This is a genomic window from Mesobacillus sp. MER 48, assembly GCF_023714225.1.
Taxonomy (GTDB): domain Bacteria; phylum Bacillota; class Bacilli; order Bacillales; family Cytobacillaceae; genus Mesobacillus; species Mesobacillus oceanisediminis_A.
In genome coordinates this window covers 211673-227362 of the sequence record NZ_JAMAUR010000001.1, presented here as the reverse complement: position 1 = coordinate 227362, position 15690 = coordinate 211673, and the positions used below count along the sequence as shown (strand labels likewise).

Annotated in this window: 18 protein-coding genes; 11 read left to right on the top strand and 7 right to left on the bottom strand. The window is 41.1% G+C overall.

Features of this window, described 5'->3' with window-relative positions:
* The first annotated feature begins 107 nt into the window (after positions 1–107).
* Together M3593_RS01100 and M3593_RS01095 are read left to right on the top strand one after the other, a co-directional pair.
* The gene (locus M3593_RS01100; RefSeq protein ID WP_144480730.1) at positions 108–1247 is read left to right on the top strand and encodes a sensor histidine kinase; all 1140 of its coding nucleotides are present in this window, start codon (positions 108–110) and stop codon (positions 1245–1247) included.
* Positions 1244–1843, top strand: a complete 600-nt coding sequence (locus M3593_RS01095; RefSeq protein WP_144480732.1) for a response regulator transcription factor — start codon at positions 1244–1246, stop codon at positions 1841–1843. Before M3593_RS01100 ends, M3593_RS01095 begins: the two co-directional genes overlap by 4 nt.
* Positions 1844–1870: 27 nt before the next feature.
* Here M3593_RS01095 and M3593_RS01090 read toward each other — a convergent pair whose 3' ends face one another.
* The gene (locus M3593_RS01090) at positions 1871–2245 is read right to left on the bottom strand and encodes a nucleotide excision repair endonuclease (RefSeq protein ID WP_023614140.1); all 375 of its coding nucleotides are present in this window, start codon (positions 2243–2245) and stop codon (positions 1871–1873) included.
* 214 nt (positions 2246–2459) lie between these two features.
* Here M3593_RS01090 and M3593_RS01085 point away from each other — a divergent pair, with 214 nt between their 5' ends.
* On the top strand, positions 2460–4016 hold the full coding sequence (locus tag M3593_RS01085; protein WP_251540300.1) for a DEAD/DEAH box helicase: 1557 nt from the start codon (positions 2460–2462) through the stop codon (positions 4014–4016).
* Between the two features lie 55 nt (positions 4017–4071).
* Here the strand turns inward: M3593_RS01085 and M3593_RS01080 are convergent, their stop codons facing one another.
* Positions 4072–4191, bottom strand: coding sequence for a DUF4023 domain-containing protein (locus M3593_RS01080; RefSeq protein ID WP_041965366.1), 120 nt, complete (start codon positions 4189–4191; stop codon positions 4072–4074).
* A 90-nt stretch (positions 4192–4281) separates the two neighbouring features.
* Complete coding sequence (locus tag M3593_RS01075; protein WP_251540299.1) at positions 4282–4824, bottom strand: histidine phosphatase family protein; 543 nt, start codon at positions 4822–4824, stop codon at positions 4282–4284.
* Positions 4825–4942: 118 nt separating this feature from the next.
* Between M3593_RS01075 and M3593_RS01070 the strand changes: the two genes are divergently transcribed.
* The 6 genes from M3593_RS01070 (at position 4943) to M3593_RS01045 (ending at position 10294) form a co-directional block, all read left to right on the top strand.
* Entirely contained in the window at positions 4943–5098 is a 156-nt protein-coding gene (locus M3593_RS01070) for a hypothetical protein (protein WP_251540298.1), read from the top strand.
* An 87-nt stretch (positions 5099–5185) separates the two neighbouring features.
* Positions 5186–6226 carry a LacI family DNA-binding transcriptional regulator gene (locus M3593_RS01065; RefSeq protein ID WP_251540297.1) on the top strand — a complete coding sequence of 347 codons (1041 nt, stop codon included), beginning with the start codon at positions 5186–5188 and terminating at the stop codon, positions 6224–6226.
* A gap of 42 nt (positions 6227–6268) precedes the next feature.
* Complete coding sequence (locus M3593_RS01060; protein WP_251540295.1) at positions 6269–7951, top strand: glycoside hydrolase family 13 protein; 1683 nt, start codon at positions 6269–6271, stop codon at positions 7949–7951.
* A 165-nt stretch (positions 7952–8116) separates the two neighbouring features.
* Positions 8117–8842, top strand: a complete 726-nt coding sequence (locus M3593_RS01055) for an SDR family NAD(P)-dependent oxidoreductase (RefSeq protein WP_251540294.1) — start codon at positions 8117–8119, stop codon at positions 8840–8842.
* Positions 8842–9879 carry an S-adenosylmethionine:tRNA ribosyltransferase-isomerase gene (locus tag M3593_RS01050; protein ID WP_251540292.1) on the top strand — a complete coding sequence of 346 codons (1038 nt, stop codon included), beginning with the start codon at positions 8842–8844 and terminating at the stop codon, positions 9877–9879. Before M3593_RS01055 ends, M3593_RS01050 begins: the two co-directional genes overlap by 1 nt.
* Before the next feature lie 64 nt (positions 9880–9943).
* On the top strand, positions 9944–10294 hold the full coding sequence (locus M3593_RS01045) for a VOC family protein (RefSeq protein ID WP_144480746.1): 351 nt from the start codon (positions 9944–9946) through the stop codon (positions 10292–10294).
* Positions 10295–10338: 44 nt separating this feature from the next.
* Here M3593_RS01045 and M3593_RS01040 read toward each other — a convergent pair whose 3' ends face one another.
* The gene (locus tag M3593_RS01040) at positions 10339–10794 is read right to left on the bottom strand and encodes a DUF2062 domain-containing protein (RefSeq protein ID WP_251541218.1); all 456 of its coding nucleotides are present in this window, start codon (positions 10792–10794) and stop codon (positions 10339–10341) included.
* 269 nt (positions 10795–11063) lie between these two features.
* Between M3593_RS01040 and pssA the strand changes: the two genes are divergently transcribed.
* Positions 11064–11759 carry a CDP-diacylglycerol--serine O-phosphatidyltransferase gene (pssA, locus tag M3593_RS01035; protein ID WP_251540290.1) on the top strand — a complete coding sequence of 232 codons (696 nt, stop codon included), beginning with the start codon at positions 11064–11066 and terminating at the stop codon, positions 11757–11759.
* A gap of 56 nt (positions 11760–11815) precedes the next feature.
* Here the strand turns inward: pssA and M3593_RS01030 are convergent, their stop codons facing one another.
* Positions 11816–12010, bottom strand: coding sequence for a CsbD family protein (locus M3593_RS01030; RefSeq protein WP_144480752.1), 195 nt, complete (start codon positions 12008–12010; stop codon positions 11816–11818).
* A 265-nt stretch (positions 12011–12275) separates the two neighbouring features.
* On the opposite strand from M3593_RS01030, the gene M3593_RS01025 reads away from it, so the two are divergent.
* Positions 12276–13325, top strand: a complete 1050-nt coding sequence (locus tag M3593_RS01025; protein WP_251540289.1) for an ATP synthase beta subunit C-terminal domain-containing protein — start codon at positions 12276–12278, stop codon at positions 13323–13325.
* 320 nt (positions 13326–13645) lie between these two features.
* On the opposite strand, the gene M3593_RS01020 is transcribed toward M3593_RS01025, so the two are convergent.
* Together M3593_RS01020 and M3593_RS01015 are read right to left on the bottom strand one after the other, a co-directional pair.
* Positions 13646–14134 carry a hypothetical protein gene (locus M3593_RS01020; RefSeq protein ID WP_144480756.1) on the bottom strand — a complete coding sequence of 163 codons (489 nt, stop codon included), beginning with the start codon at positions 14132–14134 and terminating at the stop codon, positions 13646–13648.
* Positions 14127–15575 carry a sensor domain-containing diguanylate cyclase gene (locus tag M3593_RS01015; RefSeq protein WP_251540288.1) on the bottom strand — a complete coding sequence of 483 codons (1449 nt, stop codon included), beginning with the start codon at positions 15573–15575 and terminating at the stop codon, positions 14127–14129. Before M3593_RS01015 ends, M3593_RS01020 begins: the two co-directional genes overlap by 8 nt.
* Positions 15576–15690: the final 115 nt, after the last annotated feature.

The window sequence follows — 15690 nt, the reverse complement described above, 5'->3', positions numbered from 1 at the left end:
TTCTGGATGTATAAAGGCATCTTGAATCAGGGGAGTAATTTTTTGTAATTATATCCATTTCCATTATGATAGAATAGAATCAGCAATCATAAAGCAGAGGTTTTTATATGTTTAAAAGGTATTTCAATTCACTTAGAAGTACAGGAATTTCCCCATACATATGGACTATACTCGGTATTCTTCCCTTTTACTTCATTTGGCAGATGCCAACTATGGCTGGGAAAGCGGCAGGAATCATCCTGACTCTGCTGTTTTTTCTCGTATACTGGCTCGCATTTGTCTCAAGAGGATGGACAGTATACCTATGGACGTGTATCCTGATCGGTATTTCCATTGCATCTGCAAGTCTTTTCAGCTATGTTTATTTTGCATTTTTTATTGTTTATTTTATTGGGAATATAAAAGACCGTATTCCGTTTCTAGTTTTATATTTCATTCACCTGGTAGGGACATCGATTGTCATCAATTTTGAAATCGTCCTCCAGGAAGAGTTCTTTATAAAACAGCTTCCTATCATTGTGATTGTGTGGATCAGTGTGATTCTGCTTCCTTTCAGCATTCATAACAAAAATGAAAGAGGAGAGCTCGAAGAAAAGCTTGAGGATGCAAATAAGCGAATTTCGGAACTTGTTAAGCTTGAAGAGCGTCAAAGGATCGCCAGGGATTTACATGATACTCTTGGCCAAAAGTTGTCATTAATCGGATTGAAAAGTGATTTAGCCCGCAAATTGATCAATAAAGATGCCGAATTGGCAAAAGAGGAATTAAAGGATGTTCAGCAGACGGCAAGGACTGCCCTGAATGAAGTAAGAAAAATGGTGGCAGAAATGAGAGGGATCCGCGTCCGTGACGAGCTCATCCACATCAAACAGATTTTAAAAGCAGCGGAAATCAAGTTTGTCGGAAATGAAGAAGATTTTAATCTCAACAACGTATCTTTGCTTTCTGAAAATATCCTAAGCATGTGCCTTAAAGAAGCAGTTACGAATGTTGTTAAACATAGTTCAGCAACAGAATGCAGCGTTTCCATTCGGCAAACAGAAAATGAACTTGCTGCTGTAGTGAGCGATAATGGAGTCGGCAATATTACGGAAGAGGACCTCTACAAGGGCAGCGGGCTACAGGGCATGAGGGAACGACTGGAATTTGTGAATGGCACACTTGATATTCTTTCAGATAACGGTACGAATCTTAAAATTAAAATACCTAAAGTATTGAAGCAAACCGATAGGGAGGACCAGCTATGATACGTATTGTCATTGCCGAGGACCAGCGCATGCTATTGGGGGCATTGGGGTCTCTGCTGAGTCTTGAAGATGATATGGAAGTCGTTGGCAAAGCGAGCAACGGGGAGGAAGCAGTTGCACTGGCCAAAGAGATAAAACCGGATGTATGTGTGATGGACATTGAAATGCCTGGAAAAACCGGACTTGAAGCGGCGGAAGAATTGAAAGGGCTGGGCTGCAAGATTATCATTTTAACCACGTTTGCCCGATCCGGGTATTTTCAGCGAGCGTTGAAAGCAGGTGTCAGCGGGTATTTATTGAAGGATAGTCCTTCAGAGGAACTGGCGAGCACAATCCGGAGTGTGATGGGAGGAAGACGAGTGTTTGCCCCTGAACTCATGGATGATGTATACAGTGAGGAAAATCCGCTGACCGAACGTGAGATGGAGGTCCTTGAACTTGTGGCCGATGGCAAAAACACAAAGGAAATTGCCGGACAGCTCAGCATTACAACAGGCACGGTCAGAAACTATATTTCCACAATCCTGGATAAACTTCAGGTTACAAACAGGATAGAAGCCATTACCCAGTCAAAGGAAAAAGGCTGGTTTAAGTAATAAGAAGAGCCTGCATGCAGGCTCTTCTTATTTATAAAATACCTTATCGATATTATACTTGGCTTTAAGTACGTTAATAGCATAGGTTTCATAAATTTCTCTGTCGATTGGATCTACCACAGTTATGACTGCAATTTTGTTCACTTCATGACGATGGTTTTTAATTGGGGAGACATTATCCTCGAAATGTTTTTTTACACGAGGTCTAAGCTTACGTGCTTTTCCTACGAACATCAATTCATCGTCAGCGTCAAAGAACATGATGATTCCGCCTTTATCCCTTGGGATCCGGTGGTAATCAGTAAAACCATATTCACTGCTGATCACAGCTTCAACTTTTTCTCCTAATTGCTTGCTTCGTGTGATGACTACATCTGGTGCTGGCAGTTCAATTTTAATCACTTATAATCACTTCCTATTCTTCAATTAGTAAATCGTACCACAGGCAATATCTAAAATCCACATATTATTATTTTACCCAATAGTAGAAGCTTGACAACTCAGGTGAATCTGAAAAATCATTTGCAATATAACCTTGATATTTTCTAACATAAACAGCAATAATGAGAAGGGTGGTTGGGTTCATCCAGCCGAATAAAGAAAGCAGGGATTTATATTGAATCATTTTAAATCATTAGGTATATCAGAATATATTGCAGACACATTAAATCGGAATGGGATTTCTGAGCCTACTTCAATTCAGGAAAAAGCAATACCATTATTGCTGGATGGCAAGGATGTGATTGCTCAGTCTCAGACAGGTACCGGCAAGACTTTCGCTTTTGTGCTGCCCATTATAGAAAAAATCGATATTCATAATCCGAATATACAGGCATTGATTGTTACACCTACGAGAGAGCTTGCTTTACAGATTACCCATGAAATCAAAAAGCTGACGGATGATATAGAAGGAATGAATGTTCTTGCTGTATATGGCGGACAGGATGTAGAAGCGCAGCTGAAAAAACTAAAGAAAAACATCCATATTGTCATCGGTACTCCAGGGAGATTGCTTGACCATATCCGCAGGGAGACTGTCGATTTTTCCAAAGCCGCGTTTCTTGTACTTGATGAAGCGGATCAAATGCTTCATATCGGTTTCTTGAATGAGGTTGAAGAAATCATCAAGCAGACGCCAAAAACAAGACAAACATTGCTATTTTCAGCGACAATGCCTGATGAGATCAAAAGGCTGGCTAAACAACATATGTTCCAGCCTGAGTACATCCAGGTTGAGAAAACCCAGGCTCCGCTAAAAAATATCAAACAAATGGCCATCAGTTCAACGGATCGGTCCAAGCAAGGTGATTTGATTGAATCTTTAAGATCCTATCAGCCATTTCTCGCGGTGATTTTTTGCCGGACGAAAAGAAGAGTAAGCAAGCTGAACGATGTGTTAAAAGCAAATCATTTCAATTGTGATGAGCTGCACGGTGACCTGTCCCAGGCGAAAAGGGAGCAGGTAATGAAGAAATTCCGTGAAGCGAAGATTCAGTACCTTATTGCCACCGATGTAGCTGCAAGGGGACTTGATGTAGAAGGTGTCACCCATGTTTTCAATTATGACATTCCCCTTGATACCGAAAGTTATATCCATCGGATCGGAAGGACAGGAAGAGCAGGCAATGAAGGACTCGCGCTAACCTTTTATACAGCCAAAGATCGATCATTATTGGAACAAATTGAATTGGAACTCAACATCAGGATCGAAAAAAAAAATATGGGGAATGCCAAAAGAGATGAAGATCAATCAGGAGATAAGAGAGTCTCGAAAACGCATAAAGCTGGCGACTATAAAGGAAGGAATTCAAGCTTGAGACGAAGGGGTAACAGTAAACCTGAAAGAGATCATCGAGGCGAAAAAATAGCCGATAAAAAATCAGCCTCCCGCAATGGCAATCGTCCCTCACGCATGGAAGGTCAACAACGCACAGAAAGGGAACAGCCATCGTCAAGACTGGAACAAAGAAGGAAACCAGATAGCCAGGGATCAGGAAAAAACCGTCCAGACGAAAAAAGAGGTGGACAGGCTGAAAATCCATCAAGAAACGGACGGACAAGGAGCAACATAGGAGAAAAGCCTAAAAGGGATAGCAGGAACAGAACCAACTCCAGTTCATCGACAGACCGAGTGGGTCTCAAGAGCAGTTCCAGAAACCGCCGAAAAAGATAACATGAAAATAGACCGCTTTTAAGCGGTCTATTTTTAAAATGTGATGCAAGTATCTTTAATGTTGTTTGTTAGGAAGCTTGTCACTCGGGTTTTCTTTTCCCTGGCGCTTTCTATTCTGTTCATCTTTTCGCTGCTTATCATGCAATTTTTGGACAAATTCGTGTGTGTTCTCCATTTCCGTACCTCCTCATATAACTGGCTCGTCGTTACTTTTTCCATTACAGAGCCGGTTCATTCATGCGCATTCATAAAAAAAGACGCCTAATTATCGCGTCTGGTTGTCAAAAATATAGACTAGGGCATTTTCAGGCTTGTTGAATTTGGGGCCTTTAAAACCTCTTTTTAGCATTTCTTTTCTCAAAAACATCATGATTCCACCATGCCCTACAATCAAAACATCTTCGCCAAGTTCCATTGCCTGATCCAAAACCTTGTTAATCCTTGCAATGACTTCCTGTTTACTTTCCCTCTGAGATTTATGTCCAAAAAACCACGCAATCCTTATTAAGGATACGTGAAGCCAAAGAGGAAGCCGTAAATCAGAGGGAATGACTGGATATATCGAGATTTCTCTAAGTTCCTCCAGAAAAATAATATCTCCATCATAAGCCTTATATGCAGTGGTTTTTGCCCTTGGTAAATCACTGGAATAACAATTACCCCATTTTTGACCTTGATGATCGATTCCTACTTCCTCGATACTTGATTCATTATACTCTTGCTGCCATGACAGCAGCTCCTGGGAAGTCACAAACTTTGCAGGATAGCCTAATGTCACTTTAAAATGACGTAATAACCCAATCTTCATAAATTACCACCTAACAATATTATCATGATAATTAATTCAACAAATCACTTGAAATACCTGCTTAAATTATTTGGTTAGTAACAATAAGATGAGGAACATTAAGGGCAGGGGTGTTTAAATGCCAAGAGGAAAAGAACTGGAACAACTGCCAATGGCAAATTCATTGCCTGGTATGGGAGAAGACCGCAGTAAATATAACCGGGAAATCCTAACCGGTATTACTGAAAATGCTGGAACCCAACCTGCAGAAGATAGCAAAAAAAAGCAAAAGTAATCCGGGAAAGAAATAGTTGATATAAGATTGAAACCATATTATGATTAATTTAGAACGTAAACGTTTACGTAAAGGGTTTGATGGTTAATGAGTCATACAATAAAAGATGTAGCAAAACAAGCGAAAGTCTCTACCGCCACTGTATCAAGAGTTCTTAATGGACTGAGTGGCTTCTCAAAAGAAACCGAAGAAAAAGTGCTGCGAGCCATCAAAGAACTTGGATATCAGCCTAATGCAATCGCCCGTGGATTGGTCAGCAATAAATCCAATACTGTAGGAATCCTATTTCCGGAGGTTTCCAGTCAATTCTCTTCAAATATCCTGCGTGGAGTCGAAGAAGCGGTTCATGATCTGGGCTCAAGTGTGATCGTCTGCAATACAGCCTCACAAGGAAAGCGAACCATGAAGTATTTACAGCTCTTAGCAGAGAAGAGGGTAGATGGTATCCTGTTCGTCAGTGAAAAGATGACTGAGGAATATTACAAGCAACTCAAGTCGATGAAGGTGCCTGTTGTACTTGTTTCAACCGAATCCTACCAATACCCTTTGCCCTTCGTAAAAGTAGATGATAAACATGCAGCATTTACTGCAACTGATTATCTGGTAAAAATGGGGCACAGTAAAATTGGAATGATTGGCGGAAACACTCAGGATCCGATAGCCGGCCAGACAAGAGTAGATGGATTTAAACAGGCTATGGCTTATAATGGGCTCGCCATAATAGAAGAGAGTATCATCCATTCACCGGGATTTTCATTTAAGGATGGTTATATTCATTTTCCGAAACTCCTGGAACAATCACCAGATTTAACAGCAATATTTGCTGCAAGCGATGAGCTAGCTCTAGGCGCGATATCTTCGGCACATAAAGCCGGAATTAAAATACCAGATGAACTTTCAATCATCGGTTACGATAATCTCCCGGTTGCAGAAATGGCAATACCGCCATTGACGACAGTAGCTCAGCCGTTGGAACAAATGGGACGGGTTGCTGCAGAAATGCTTTTTACGATGATGGCCGAGGGCACAATTGTCGAAAGCAGAATCATGCCGCATTCTGTGGTCGAACGGGAAAGTGTAAAAAGGCTTTCGATGAGGCGAGGGATGTTATATGAGCATCAAAATTAAAAACGTAAACGTTTACTTAAAGATTAATTAGGAGTGACTTGCATGAAAAAACATTGGTGGAAAGAATCTGTCATATACCAAATATATCCCCGGAGCTTCAAGGATTCCAATGGTGATGGCATTGGCGACATCCCTGGCATTATTTCTAAGCTTGATTATTTAAAAGAATTGGGTATAGACGTAGTCTGGTTATCTCCTGTATATAAATCTCCTAATGATGATAACGGATATGATATCAGTGATTACCAAAATATCATGGATGACTTTGGGACAATGAAGGACTGGGAACTTCTCCTTAAAGAAATGCATGATAGAGGACTTAAACTGATCATGGACCTGGTTGTAAACCATAGCTCTGATGAACATCATTGGTTTATGGAGTCGAAAAGATCGAAGGATAACCCTTATCGTGATTATTATATTTGGAGACCGGGGAAAGATGGCAAGGAACCGAATAACTGGAAATCCACTTTCAGCGGCTCTGCATGGCAGTACGATGAAAATACTGAAGAGTATTACTTGCATATCTTCAGTAAAAAACAGCCTGATCTAAATTGGGAAAACCCTAAGCTTCGCCAGGAAGTATATGACATGATGAGATTCTGGCTGGATAAAGGGATCGATGGATTCAGGATGGATGTCATCAATTTCATTTCAAAAGTAGATGGACTCCCTGACGCTCCAAATCCTGAAGGAAAAAAATATGTATCCGGAAGCAGATATTTCATGAATGGACCGAGAATCCATGATTATCTTCAGGAAATGCATAGAGAAGCACTTGCTGATTATGATGTAATGACTGTTGGCGAAATGCCTGGTGTCAATGTGGAGCAAGCCAAGCTTTACACTGATGAATCCAGGAACGAAGTCAATATGGTTTTTCAGTTTGAGCATGTTGACCTGGATTCCGGCCCAGGTGGAAAGTGGGATCTCAAACCCTTACAGCTTACTGATTTAAAGAAAAACTTTACTAAATGGCAAATGGGCCTTGAGGATATTGGTTGGAACAGCTTGTATTTGAATAATCATGACCAGCCGCGGATGGTTTCAAGATTTGGGAATGACAAGCAATACAGAGTGGAATCGGCGAAGATGCTGGCCACCTTCCTGCATATGCTGAAAGGAACACCGTATGTTTATCAGGGAGAGGAAATCGGGATGACCAACGTCCGCTTTGACTCGATCGATGATTATAAGGATATTGAGACCCTGAATATGTACGATGAGAAGGTCAATCAGCAGGGGGAAGATCCAGCAAAAGTTATGGAATCCATATATGTGAAAGGGCGTGACAATGCGCGTACACCTTTCCAGTGGGACGATAGCGAGCATGGCGGTTTTACAACAGGAACGCCTTGGATTCAGGTAAATCCAAATTATCCACAGATTAATGCAAGGCAGGCAGTCGCTGATGAAAATTCCATCTACCACTATTATCGGAAGCTGATTCAGTTAAGGAAAGAGCAGCAGATTATTGTCCATGGCCGCTATGATATTCTGCTTCCGGAAGATGAAAACATATATGTATATACGAGGACGTTGAGCTCGCAAAAGCTCCTTGTTATATTGAATTTTACCGGTGAGGAACAAAGCTTCACATTACCAGCAGACCTCCAGGATAAGAAAAGCGATGTTCTAGTGTCAAATTACGAGCCAGCACCTGAATACGTTTCTTCAATTCCCTTGAGACCATATGAAGCGATAGTATACCTTCTGGAACTTTAATAATTAATATGTAATCTGAAAAGGCTGCCATTGTGCAGCCTTTTTTGGGTTCTACTTTGAAAGTTCAGACTAAAGTCGTAGTACATTTCAAGCTTCTCTACGAGGATTCATTTTCTTGGAAATCTTATGATAAAGACAAGAAAGAAATCACAAGGAGGATTGACTATGGTAAAAAACAAAGTGGTGATGATTACTGGTGTCACGCAGGGACTTGGAAGAGCATTGACGTTAAGGTTTGCGAAAGAGGGAGCGAAACTGGCAGTCTGTGCCCGAAGGACAGAGGAGTTGTACAGGGTCAGGGAGGAAGCGGTAAGTTATGGAGTCGAGGTGCTTGCCGTTACGGCTGACATATCGATTCCCAGGGACGCAGAGAAATTCGTCGCTCTCACACTTGAAGCATATGGACGAATCGATGTGTTAATCAATAACGCCTCCATTCTGGGACCTAGCCCCATGCCTCTTTTACTCGATTTTCCCGAGGAGGATTTCACCGAGGTGCTCAAGGTTAACAGCATCAGTCCCTTTTTGGTCACGCGAAGGGTCCTGCCTTCCATGCTGGTAAATAATGAGGGGTCTGTTATAAATGTAACATCAGAAGCAGGTAATGTTGGATATGCCGGCTGGGGAGCATATGGAATCTCAAAATTTGCCGTCGAAGGTATGACCGGGACATGGGCAGATGAACTAAAATCTACGAATATTAGAATAAATATGGTTGACCCGGGTGAAATGGACACCGAGATGCATGCACTTGCGGTTCCAGATTGCGATTATGAGTTAGCACATCCAAATGAGGTCGCTGATGTCTTCCTTTATCTTGCCTCAGATGCCTCAAAAGGGGTCAATGGCCAGAGATTAGAGGCTCAGGCATTTAAAAAGGAGGGATTATAATGCAGACAAAAACAACTGCAACATATGATTTCTTCCTGCCAGATTACCTTAATGCTTCCCATCCGCCGGAAAGGCGGGGACTTCGCCGCGATCAGGTCAGGATGATGGTTTTAGACAGGGAAACTGGCCGTGTTAGTCACGATCATTTTATTCGCCTCGAAAATTACTTGAACCCAGGAGATGTACTTGTATTGAATAACAGCAGAACCATACCGGCTGCCCTGAAGGCAGATTGGATGCGCGACGGGAAGGTAATTGGAACTGACATTGAATTAAGACTAGCCAGAAAAAGGGCTGGAGCCGTTTGGGAAGTCCTGGCTACACAGCAGAATGTAAAAACAGGGGACTGTTTTAAAATATCGGATAAATTAGAAGCTGAGGTTATTGGGGAAGTCTTGAAATCCCCATTAAAAATTATGCAATTCACTCTTCAAGGAGAAAAGTTTTATGATGCAATCTATTCAGTAGGATACCCAGTAAGATACGAGTATATCGAAGTTCCGTGGGAGCTTGATTATTACCAGACTGTTTTCGCAAGCCAGCCAGGGTCAATAGAAATGCCATCAGCAGGCAGGGCGTTCACCTGGGAAATGTTAATGAAGCTCCAGGGAAAAGGGATAAAGCTAGTGTATCTTCAACTTCATACCGGGCTTGGTTATTTGCTTGATGACCTGAATCCTCATTCGCCGGAAGATCTTTATGAAGAATACTCAATAAACCAGGAAGCAATGGATGAAATACTCAAAGCGAAAGCAGGGGGAAGGAAGATTATCGCCGGGGGAACGACCGTAGTTAGGGCGCTTGAAACCGCAGCTGCTGAATCAACCCTGAATGGTTGGACCAATCTTTACGTTAACTCTGAATATCAATTACAGCTCGTGGACGGGATCATTACGGGATTTCATGAACCGAAGGCCAGCCATTTGGATATGCTGACAGCATTCATTAATGAGAATGGCCTATTTGAAGCTTATGCTGCCGCAATTAAAAACAATTATTTATGGCACGAATTCGGTGATATCAATCTGATTATTTAACCGAGTTTAAGATGACACTGTTAGTTTTTGATCATAAGTCACCTGAAAGGAGAGCGGGGGAATAATGAGGTTCCATCATTTAGGGATTGAAGTGAGTGATTTACAGGCTGCGAAAGCCTTTTATGAGAAAATTTTCGGGTTTAAAGAAAATGGAGGACTCCGATTTGGGGGAGAGGATATTTTCTTCTTGGAAAAGGATGGCTTCAAGATTGAACTTATTGGAAACGTGCCCGTATCGGAAAGTGGAGTGTCTATGCATCTTTGCTTTGAGGTGGATCATCTGAATTCTGTTATAAAGGAATTTCGTAGTCGAAATATCATACCTATAGAGGGTCCTTATATTGTGGGGAATTGGAGGACTGTATTTTACCCAGGCCTTGAACGAGAATTAATCGAATTCCTGGAAGTCATATAAATAAAAAATAAGGAGCAGAAAAATCTTAAGAATTTTCTTGCTCCTTATTTTTTTATATCCCATTTTTTTACTATATTCAGGAAGTTTAATCGGTACTTTCTCATGATGGTATAAACGACATAATAGACAATCAAACCGAAGAGAAGGATATTAATAATCATGCCAATGAAGAAAACGGCACCTAAATGCATTCCTGCTTCCATTCCATGTAATGTCATACCAACTGGAGAATGAAAGTTCCCACCTGGAATGACAGTCTCACCCACGACTACATTCAGATAAAACAAAAATGGAAACAGCCAGATCAGAGCTACGCCGCTTATGAAACCTGCCATAGCATTACCCTTGAACACCTTAGCACTTACGGTAGACAGGATGGGTCCCATCCCAAAAGATGGTATGAAATGGATTAAAAAACCCATGGTAAATCCTATTGAAACATTGTGTGCGTTTTCCTTTATTCTTAATAATTTTATAAGAAGAAATTTGATCCTGCGCATATATTTGTTGATCATAATTCACCAACCCCAGATAAGTATACAATTAGAAGAAACATTTTTAAAGCATTTTTTACAGAGGCCATCCATAACATTTCTTACAAAATCTTTTAGGAATTTTTATGATTATATTCTACTCAGGATGAGAATTAATGATATAGTTAAACTATATTTTCGGCGATTAAATGAAAAAATAAACATGTTTGCTAGGCTGCCAGGGTAAAAATAGGCATATGCAGAATTAGATTATGTTCGGAGAGTGATGACAACTGATGCGGTTTACAAAGATGATTCCCAATATGTTCACACTGGGGAATCTGTATTGTGGTTTTCTTTCGATTGGATTTGCGGCTAATGGTCAATTTAACAATGCGGCCATTTTAATATTAATCGGCATGATGCTCGATAGCATGGATGGAAGACTTGCGAGGATGCTGAAGGCGGATAGCCAGCTTGGCAAGGAGCTTGACTCACTTGCGGACATCGTTACCTTCGGTGTAGCGCCGTCATTCCTGGTGTATTATACATATTTCTACCAATTTGGGATATGGGGTCTAATGGTTGCCGGACTATTTCCGCTTTTTGGAGCTTATCGCCTGGCGAGGTTCAACATCAGCACGGATAAATCATCACTTAATTACTTTATTGGCGTTCCAATCACTGCTGCAGGCGGAATCATGGCCATCCTTACCCTATTCGGGCACTTGATTCCTAATATCGTTACGACGGTTGTCTTTACAGCTCTCAGCTTCCTGATGGTCAGCAGGGTGAGGATTCCTAGCTTTAAAGAAGTTCCGCTTCCAAAATACGGTACCATTGTTACCATTTTTCTTGGGTCTTTGTTATTTGTCATATGGAAAGGGACGTATGGACAATTCCCATATTTGATTTATATTGCAACACCGTTATATATAGCCTATCTTGCATACCGGTTTGTAAAGGGTAAAAATAAGAATAATGTTGAGTAGAACAACAAGAAAACGCCTTCGCTCGTTGCGAAGGCATTTTTTCTTATTTATAGCTATTAATCTCTTGAAGAATCGTTAAATGCGCGTGATACGTCCTCTTTTAAATCCCCGGCGGTTTCTTTCAATTTGCCTTTTCCTTTATCAAGACGGCCTTCCGCTTCCATGGATTCATTGTTGGTCACCTTGCCAAATTGCTTCTTGGCTTCACCTTTTACCTGATCGAAAGCGCCTTTTGTTTGTTCGTCATTCATTGTTTTGCCCTCCTTTAATTGTGTATATTCTTTTATACCCGTTTAAAGGGAGGACAAACTCATAAGACTTCTGTGAAAGTAACTCTAGTGAAAATAGCTTGATGTTGAGTACAGTTACACAAATCGATAAGCATTTAATTTATTTAGGTGAACTGCCTTTTATGCACACGAAAAGTTAATGAGTAAAAAAATTACTTTAGAGAGTAATTAATCGTTGCTTTATAGAGTAAAAATGATTACTATTAAAAGTAAGGAGGAGGAAGCGATGGAAAAACTTAGATTGAATGTGGCTTTACTGAGGAAGCGAGTACCTAATCTTACTACCGCAGCAAAATCTGTCGGACTAAGACCTGCTACTGTTTCAAACCTATCTACGGGTAAAATTCCCGTTGGCAGGGCGGAGGTACGTACAATTGTGGCACTGGCGGAGCTTGCTGGCTGCACCCTGGATGAACTTATTTTAAGAGGGGAGAGTGTGGAAATGATCGAAACTGGTATTAAAATCTTAGACTTATTTGCTCCAATTGCAAAAGGCGGGACAGTTGGCCTGGTCGCACGGCCGGGTATGGGCCAATTAGTAGTATTGGCTGAAATGCTGCACAGATTAAAAATGGAAGGGTATAAGACCATTCTTCTCAATCCAAAGGACAACCATCCTGAAATGAACGACATCCTTGATGATGTTGACTTTGTGGCTAATAGTATAGAAGAGACTTTTAACATGATGATTTCTGCAGGGGTTGACAAGAAATTTGTACTTACAGCTGATCGTGCATATGTTTTATCAGGAGAGATGTACACCCTGCAAGAAATGCTTGATGATAAAGACATAACAGAAGTAACAACATTCTTGCTCGATTTAAAAGGAGAAGCAGTGGATGATGATCTTCCATATGGACCGCTCGATACTTTGTGGCAATTCGATGCTGATTTGGCTGCAAGACATAAATATCCGGCCGTAAATCCTATCTACTCTACATCTTCCATCCTTGAGGGTTCTTATCTAGACCCCGTTCACCATGGCGTACAGCAAAAAGCACAAAAATTACTCCGCCGATATCGGGAGTTGCGTTCGATCGTTACGGTTCACGGTGTCGGCCGTCTGCCGGAATCCGAACTTCAAGTCTATAAGCAAGGTGAAAAACTGGAGGCCTATTTGACTCAGCCCTTTTATGTTGCCGAACCTTATACTGGGAAAAAAGGTGTAACAGTAGGATTAAAAGAAACTTTATCTGACGTGAAAAAAATTCTTGAAAGCTCTCCAAGTGAGTTTAATGCAGAAGACCTCCAATTTATTGGTAAAATCGAATCTTGATCAGATAATTGAGAAAAGCCCGAGGTGCCTAGGGCTTTTTATCGTTCACCAGCTGAATATTCATGCTTAACATGGATTTGTATGTTTTGAAGACGGGGATTGCAATGAAGAATTTGCGCCATGTATTGGTCAATAATTCCATCCATTTGTTGATGGTTTTTTGGGCTGCACTGCTGAAAAAATGGATTTATCGTTGATTGGAAAGCCCAGATAAAGATTCACTAAAAGAATTAAAAGAGCCGGCAATTAATTAAAACCGGCTCTTTCCGTTTTTATTAGATATGCATTTAACAGTGAGGTGTTCTTTGACCTTTGGCTCCTTAATAACGGCCTACTTGCAGCTGCTTGAACACCTCATCCCGAACCTCTTGCAGGGTGTCAGGGTGGAGCAGCTTTGTGGTACTAATTTTTAAATAAGCCTCTTCATCAATACTGCCTTCTTGCTGAAGCTTATCTAAATGGGGAAGCCGGAAATTTCCGATTGGCAAATATGCGAGATATAGTTTTTCTCCTTCATGGTCCAAAGATATTTTTATTCCCTTTAACTCAGGATAAAAAAAGGATGAGTAATCCTGTTCGATGATCAAGTCCTCTTTCACCGCCGCTTTTATATAGGGAAGAGTAGTAGGAAGTGAAATGAAATAGATCATCTGGTCATAAGAGTAATGTAAATCAGCTATTCTGATAGCATATTGGGATGTGACCCGCTTCGAGTAATTCTTCATCGAAAGGGTATACATCGGCCTGCTTGTCATTATAGATGTCAAAACGAAGACCAATGCAGCGATAATAAATGTCAGTTCAATCAATGCAAACGAACTCCTTAAATGTGACCACCGTATTTTTTCCAGATCTTTTTGCTTTATAAAGTGCTTGATCGGCTGCCTCAATGAGTTCATTTTTACTCGTGATGGCAGGGTGATCTGTACATGCTATTCCAATGCTTACAGTTAAAATGCCATGTGGTTGGGTTTCCTCGCCGGGAAAGCTTGCTGCTTCTACATTTTTTCGAATGGTTTCCGCCATTACTTCTGCTTTTGGTAGAGGTGTTCCCGGTAAAAGCACAACAAATTCCTCACCGCCAAACCTGAAGGAGAAATCACCAGCTCTTAATGAATTCTCTATGACACGTGCAAGTTTCATCAACACCTCATTACCAAGGAGGTGTCCATTCTTATCATTAAAAACCTTGAAATAGTCAATATCGAAAATAATCAATGACAAAGGGCCGGGACCTTTTGCATCATCTGGAAAGTAATCATCAAGAATAGTCTGGAATGCGCGCTGGTTTAGGAGCCCCGTAAGTCCATCTCTCAAGGCCATTTCTTCAATCTGTTGATAAAGTCTGGCATGGTCAAGCGCGATGGCCGCCTGGTTGGCAAGCGGCAGAATATTCTCAGTATCTATCAATGTAATCGGACGCTTGTTAACAATATTGTCTATCAAAAGGATTCCGATATTTTTCCCCTGATTAATCAAGGGGATGACCGCAAATTCATCCGTTTGGAACAGGCTGTTAATCAGTGCCTGGGAGGAATCGGTTTCATCGATCTCCTTCACGATCACCGGCTGTTGTCGTGTTAATGATTGGCTAAAGACATTTTGGCCATCAAGCGGAATATCCAGTGACCGAAGTATTGAATTCAATTCAGGATCAGTGAAGTTGCTGTCGAAATTATGTTCAATCAAGTCGCGCAGCTTCAATTTGTCTTCCGATATCTTCTCCCAAACTTCATAGCCTTTTTTTACATCCATCGGCCCTACACCGACTACTCCTTTTAAAGAATTTGTTTCATGTGATGACAAGAAAATCATTGCCCGATTGAAGCCTAGTCCATGACCCGCAGTAACCGAAGTCAGGATTACTTTCAATAGCATATCCTGCTGAAGAGTTCGCTGCATGGTCGTACTTACTTCACGGAACACTTGTAAATGCTTTGATTGATTCATGAGCATATTTGTCCACAACTGATGATTGGTTCCCTTTTTATCGATTTGTTGTGAAACATAACCTGCTGCTGAACCAATTGCAAAATACACCGGGATAAGGAGTATCGGGAAAACTTCAGCCTGAAAGAAAACAAGGGAGGTGCTTAATCCAGCGGCAGTTAATCCGCCTATCAGGTTGAAGGAGGATCCTGCTAATGCAATAAAAAAGAGAACCATCCATATTAAATGGTTTGTTCCAAAAAGCAAACCAGAAATTTCGACAAGCAACAGAGAGGCGAGGACCAGGATAAGTCGATTCAACAAAGCGCTTACATGGAATCTAATGATATTCGCTAATCCAGCTAACCCGCCGGAGATTAGGATTATAAAAAGAAGTTCAATCAGAGTGCTCACTCCTATATGGGACATCTTAAGT

Bases quoted from the DNA above. Each gene is read 5' to 3' on its own strand.
- M3593_RS01055 (WP_251540294.1), top strand. From the start codon at position 8,117: ATGGTAAAAAACAAAGTGGTGATGATTACTGGTGTCACGCAGGGACTT.
- M3593_RS01095 (WP_144480732.1), top strand. From the start codon at position 1,244: ATGATACGTATTGTCATTGCCGAGGACCAGCGCATGCTATTGGGGGCA.
- M3593_RS01030 (WP_144480752.1), bottom strand. From the start codon at position 12,010: ATGAATGACGAACAAACAAAAGGCGCTTTCGATCAGGTAAAAGGTGAA.
- M3593_RS01025 (WP_251540289.1), top strand. From the start codon at position 12,276: ATGGAAAAACTTAGATTGAATGTGGCTTTACTGAGGAAGCGAGTACCT.
- M3593_RS01070 (WP_251540298.1), top strand. From the start codon at position 4,943: ATGCCAAGAGGAAAAGAACTGGAACAACTGCCAATGGCAAATTCATTG.
- M3593_RS01065 (WP_251540297.1), top strand. From the start codon at position 5,186: ATGAGTCATACAATAAAAGATGTAGCAAAACAAGCGAAAGTCTCTACC.
- M3593_RS01075 (WP_251540299.1), bottom strand. From the start codon at position 4,824: ATGAAGATTGGGTTATTACGTCATTTTAAAGTGACATTAGGCTATCCT.
- M3593_RS01060 (WP_251540295.1), top strand. From the start codon at position 6,269: ATGAAAAAACATTGGTGGAAAGAATCTGTCATATACCAAATATATCCC.
- M3593_RS01050 (WP_251540292.1), top strand. From the start codon at position 8,842: ATGCAGACAAAAACAACTGCAACATATGATTTCTTCCTGCCAGATTAC.
- M3593_RS01100 (WP_144480730.1), top strand. From the start codon at position 108: ATGTTTAAAAGGTATTTCAATTCACTTAGAAGTACAGGAATTTCCCCA.
- M3593_RS01040 (WP_251541218.1), bottom strand. From the start codon at position 10,794: ATGCGCAGGATCAAATTTCTTCTTATAAAATTATTAAGAATAAAGGAA.
- M3593_RS01080 (WP_041965366.1), bottom strand. From the start codon at position 4,191: ATGGAGAACACACACGAATTTGTCCAAAAATTGCATGATAAGCAGCGA.
- M3593_RS01045 (WP_144480746.1), top strand. From the start codon at position 9,944: ATGAGGTTCCATCATTTAGGGATTGAAGTGAGTGATTTACAGGCTGCG.
- pssA (WP_251540290.1), top strand. From the start codon at position 11,064: ATGCGGTTTACAAAGATGATTCCCAATATGTTCACACTGGGGAATCTG.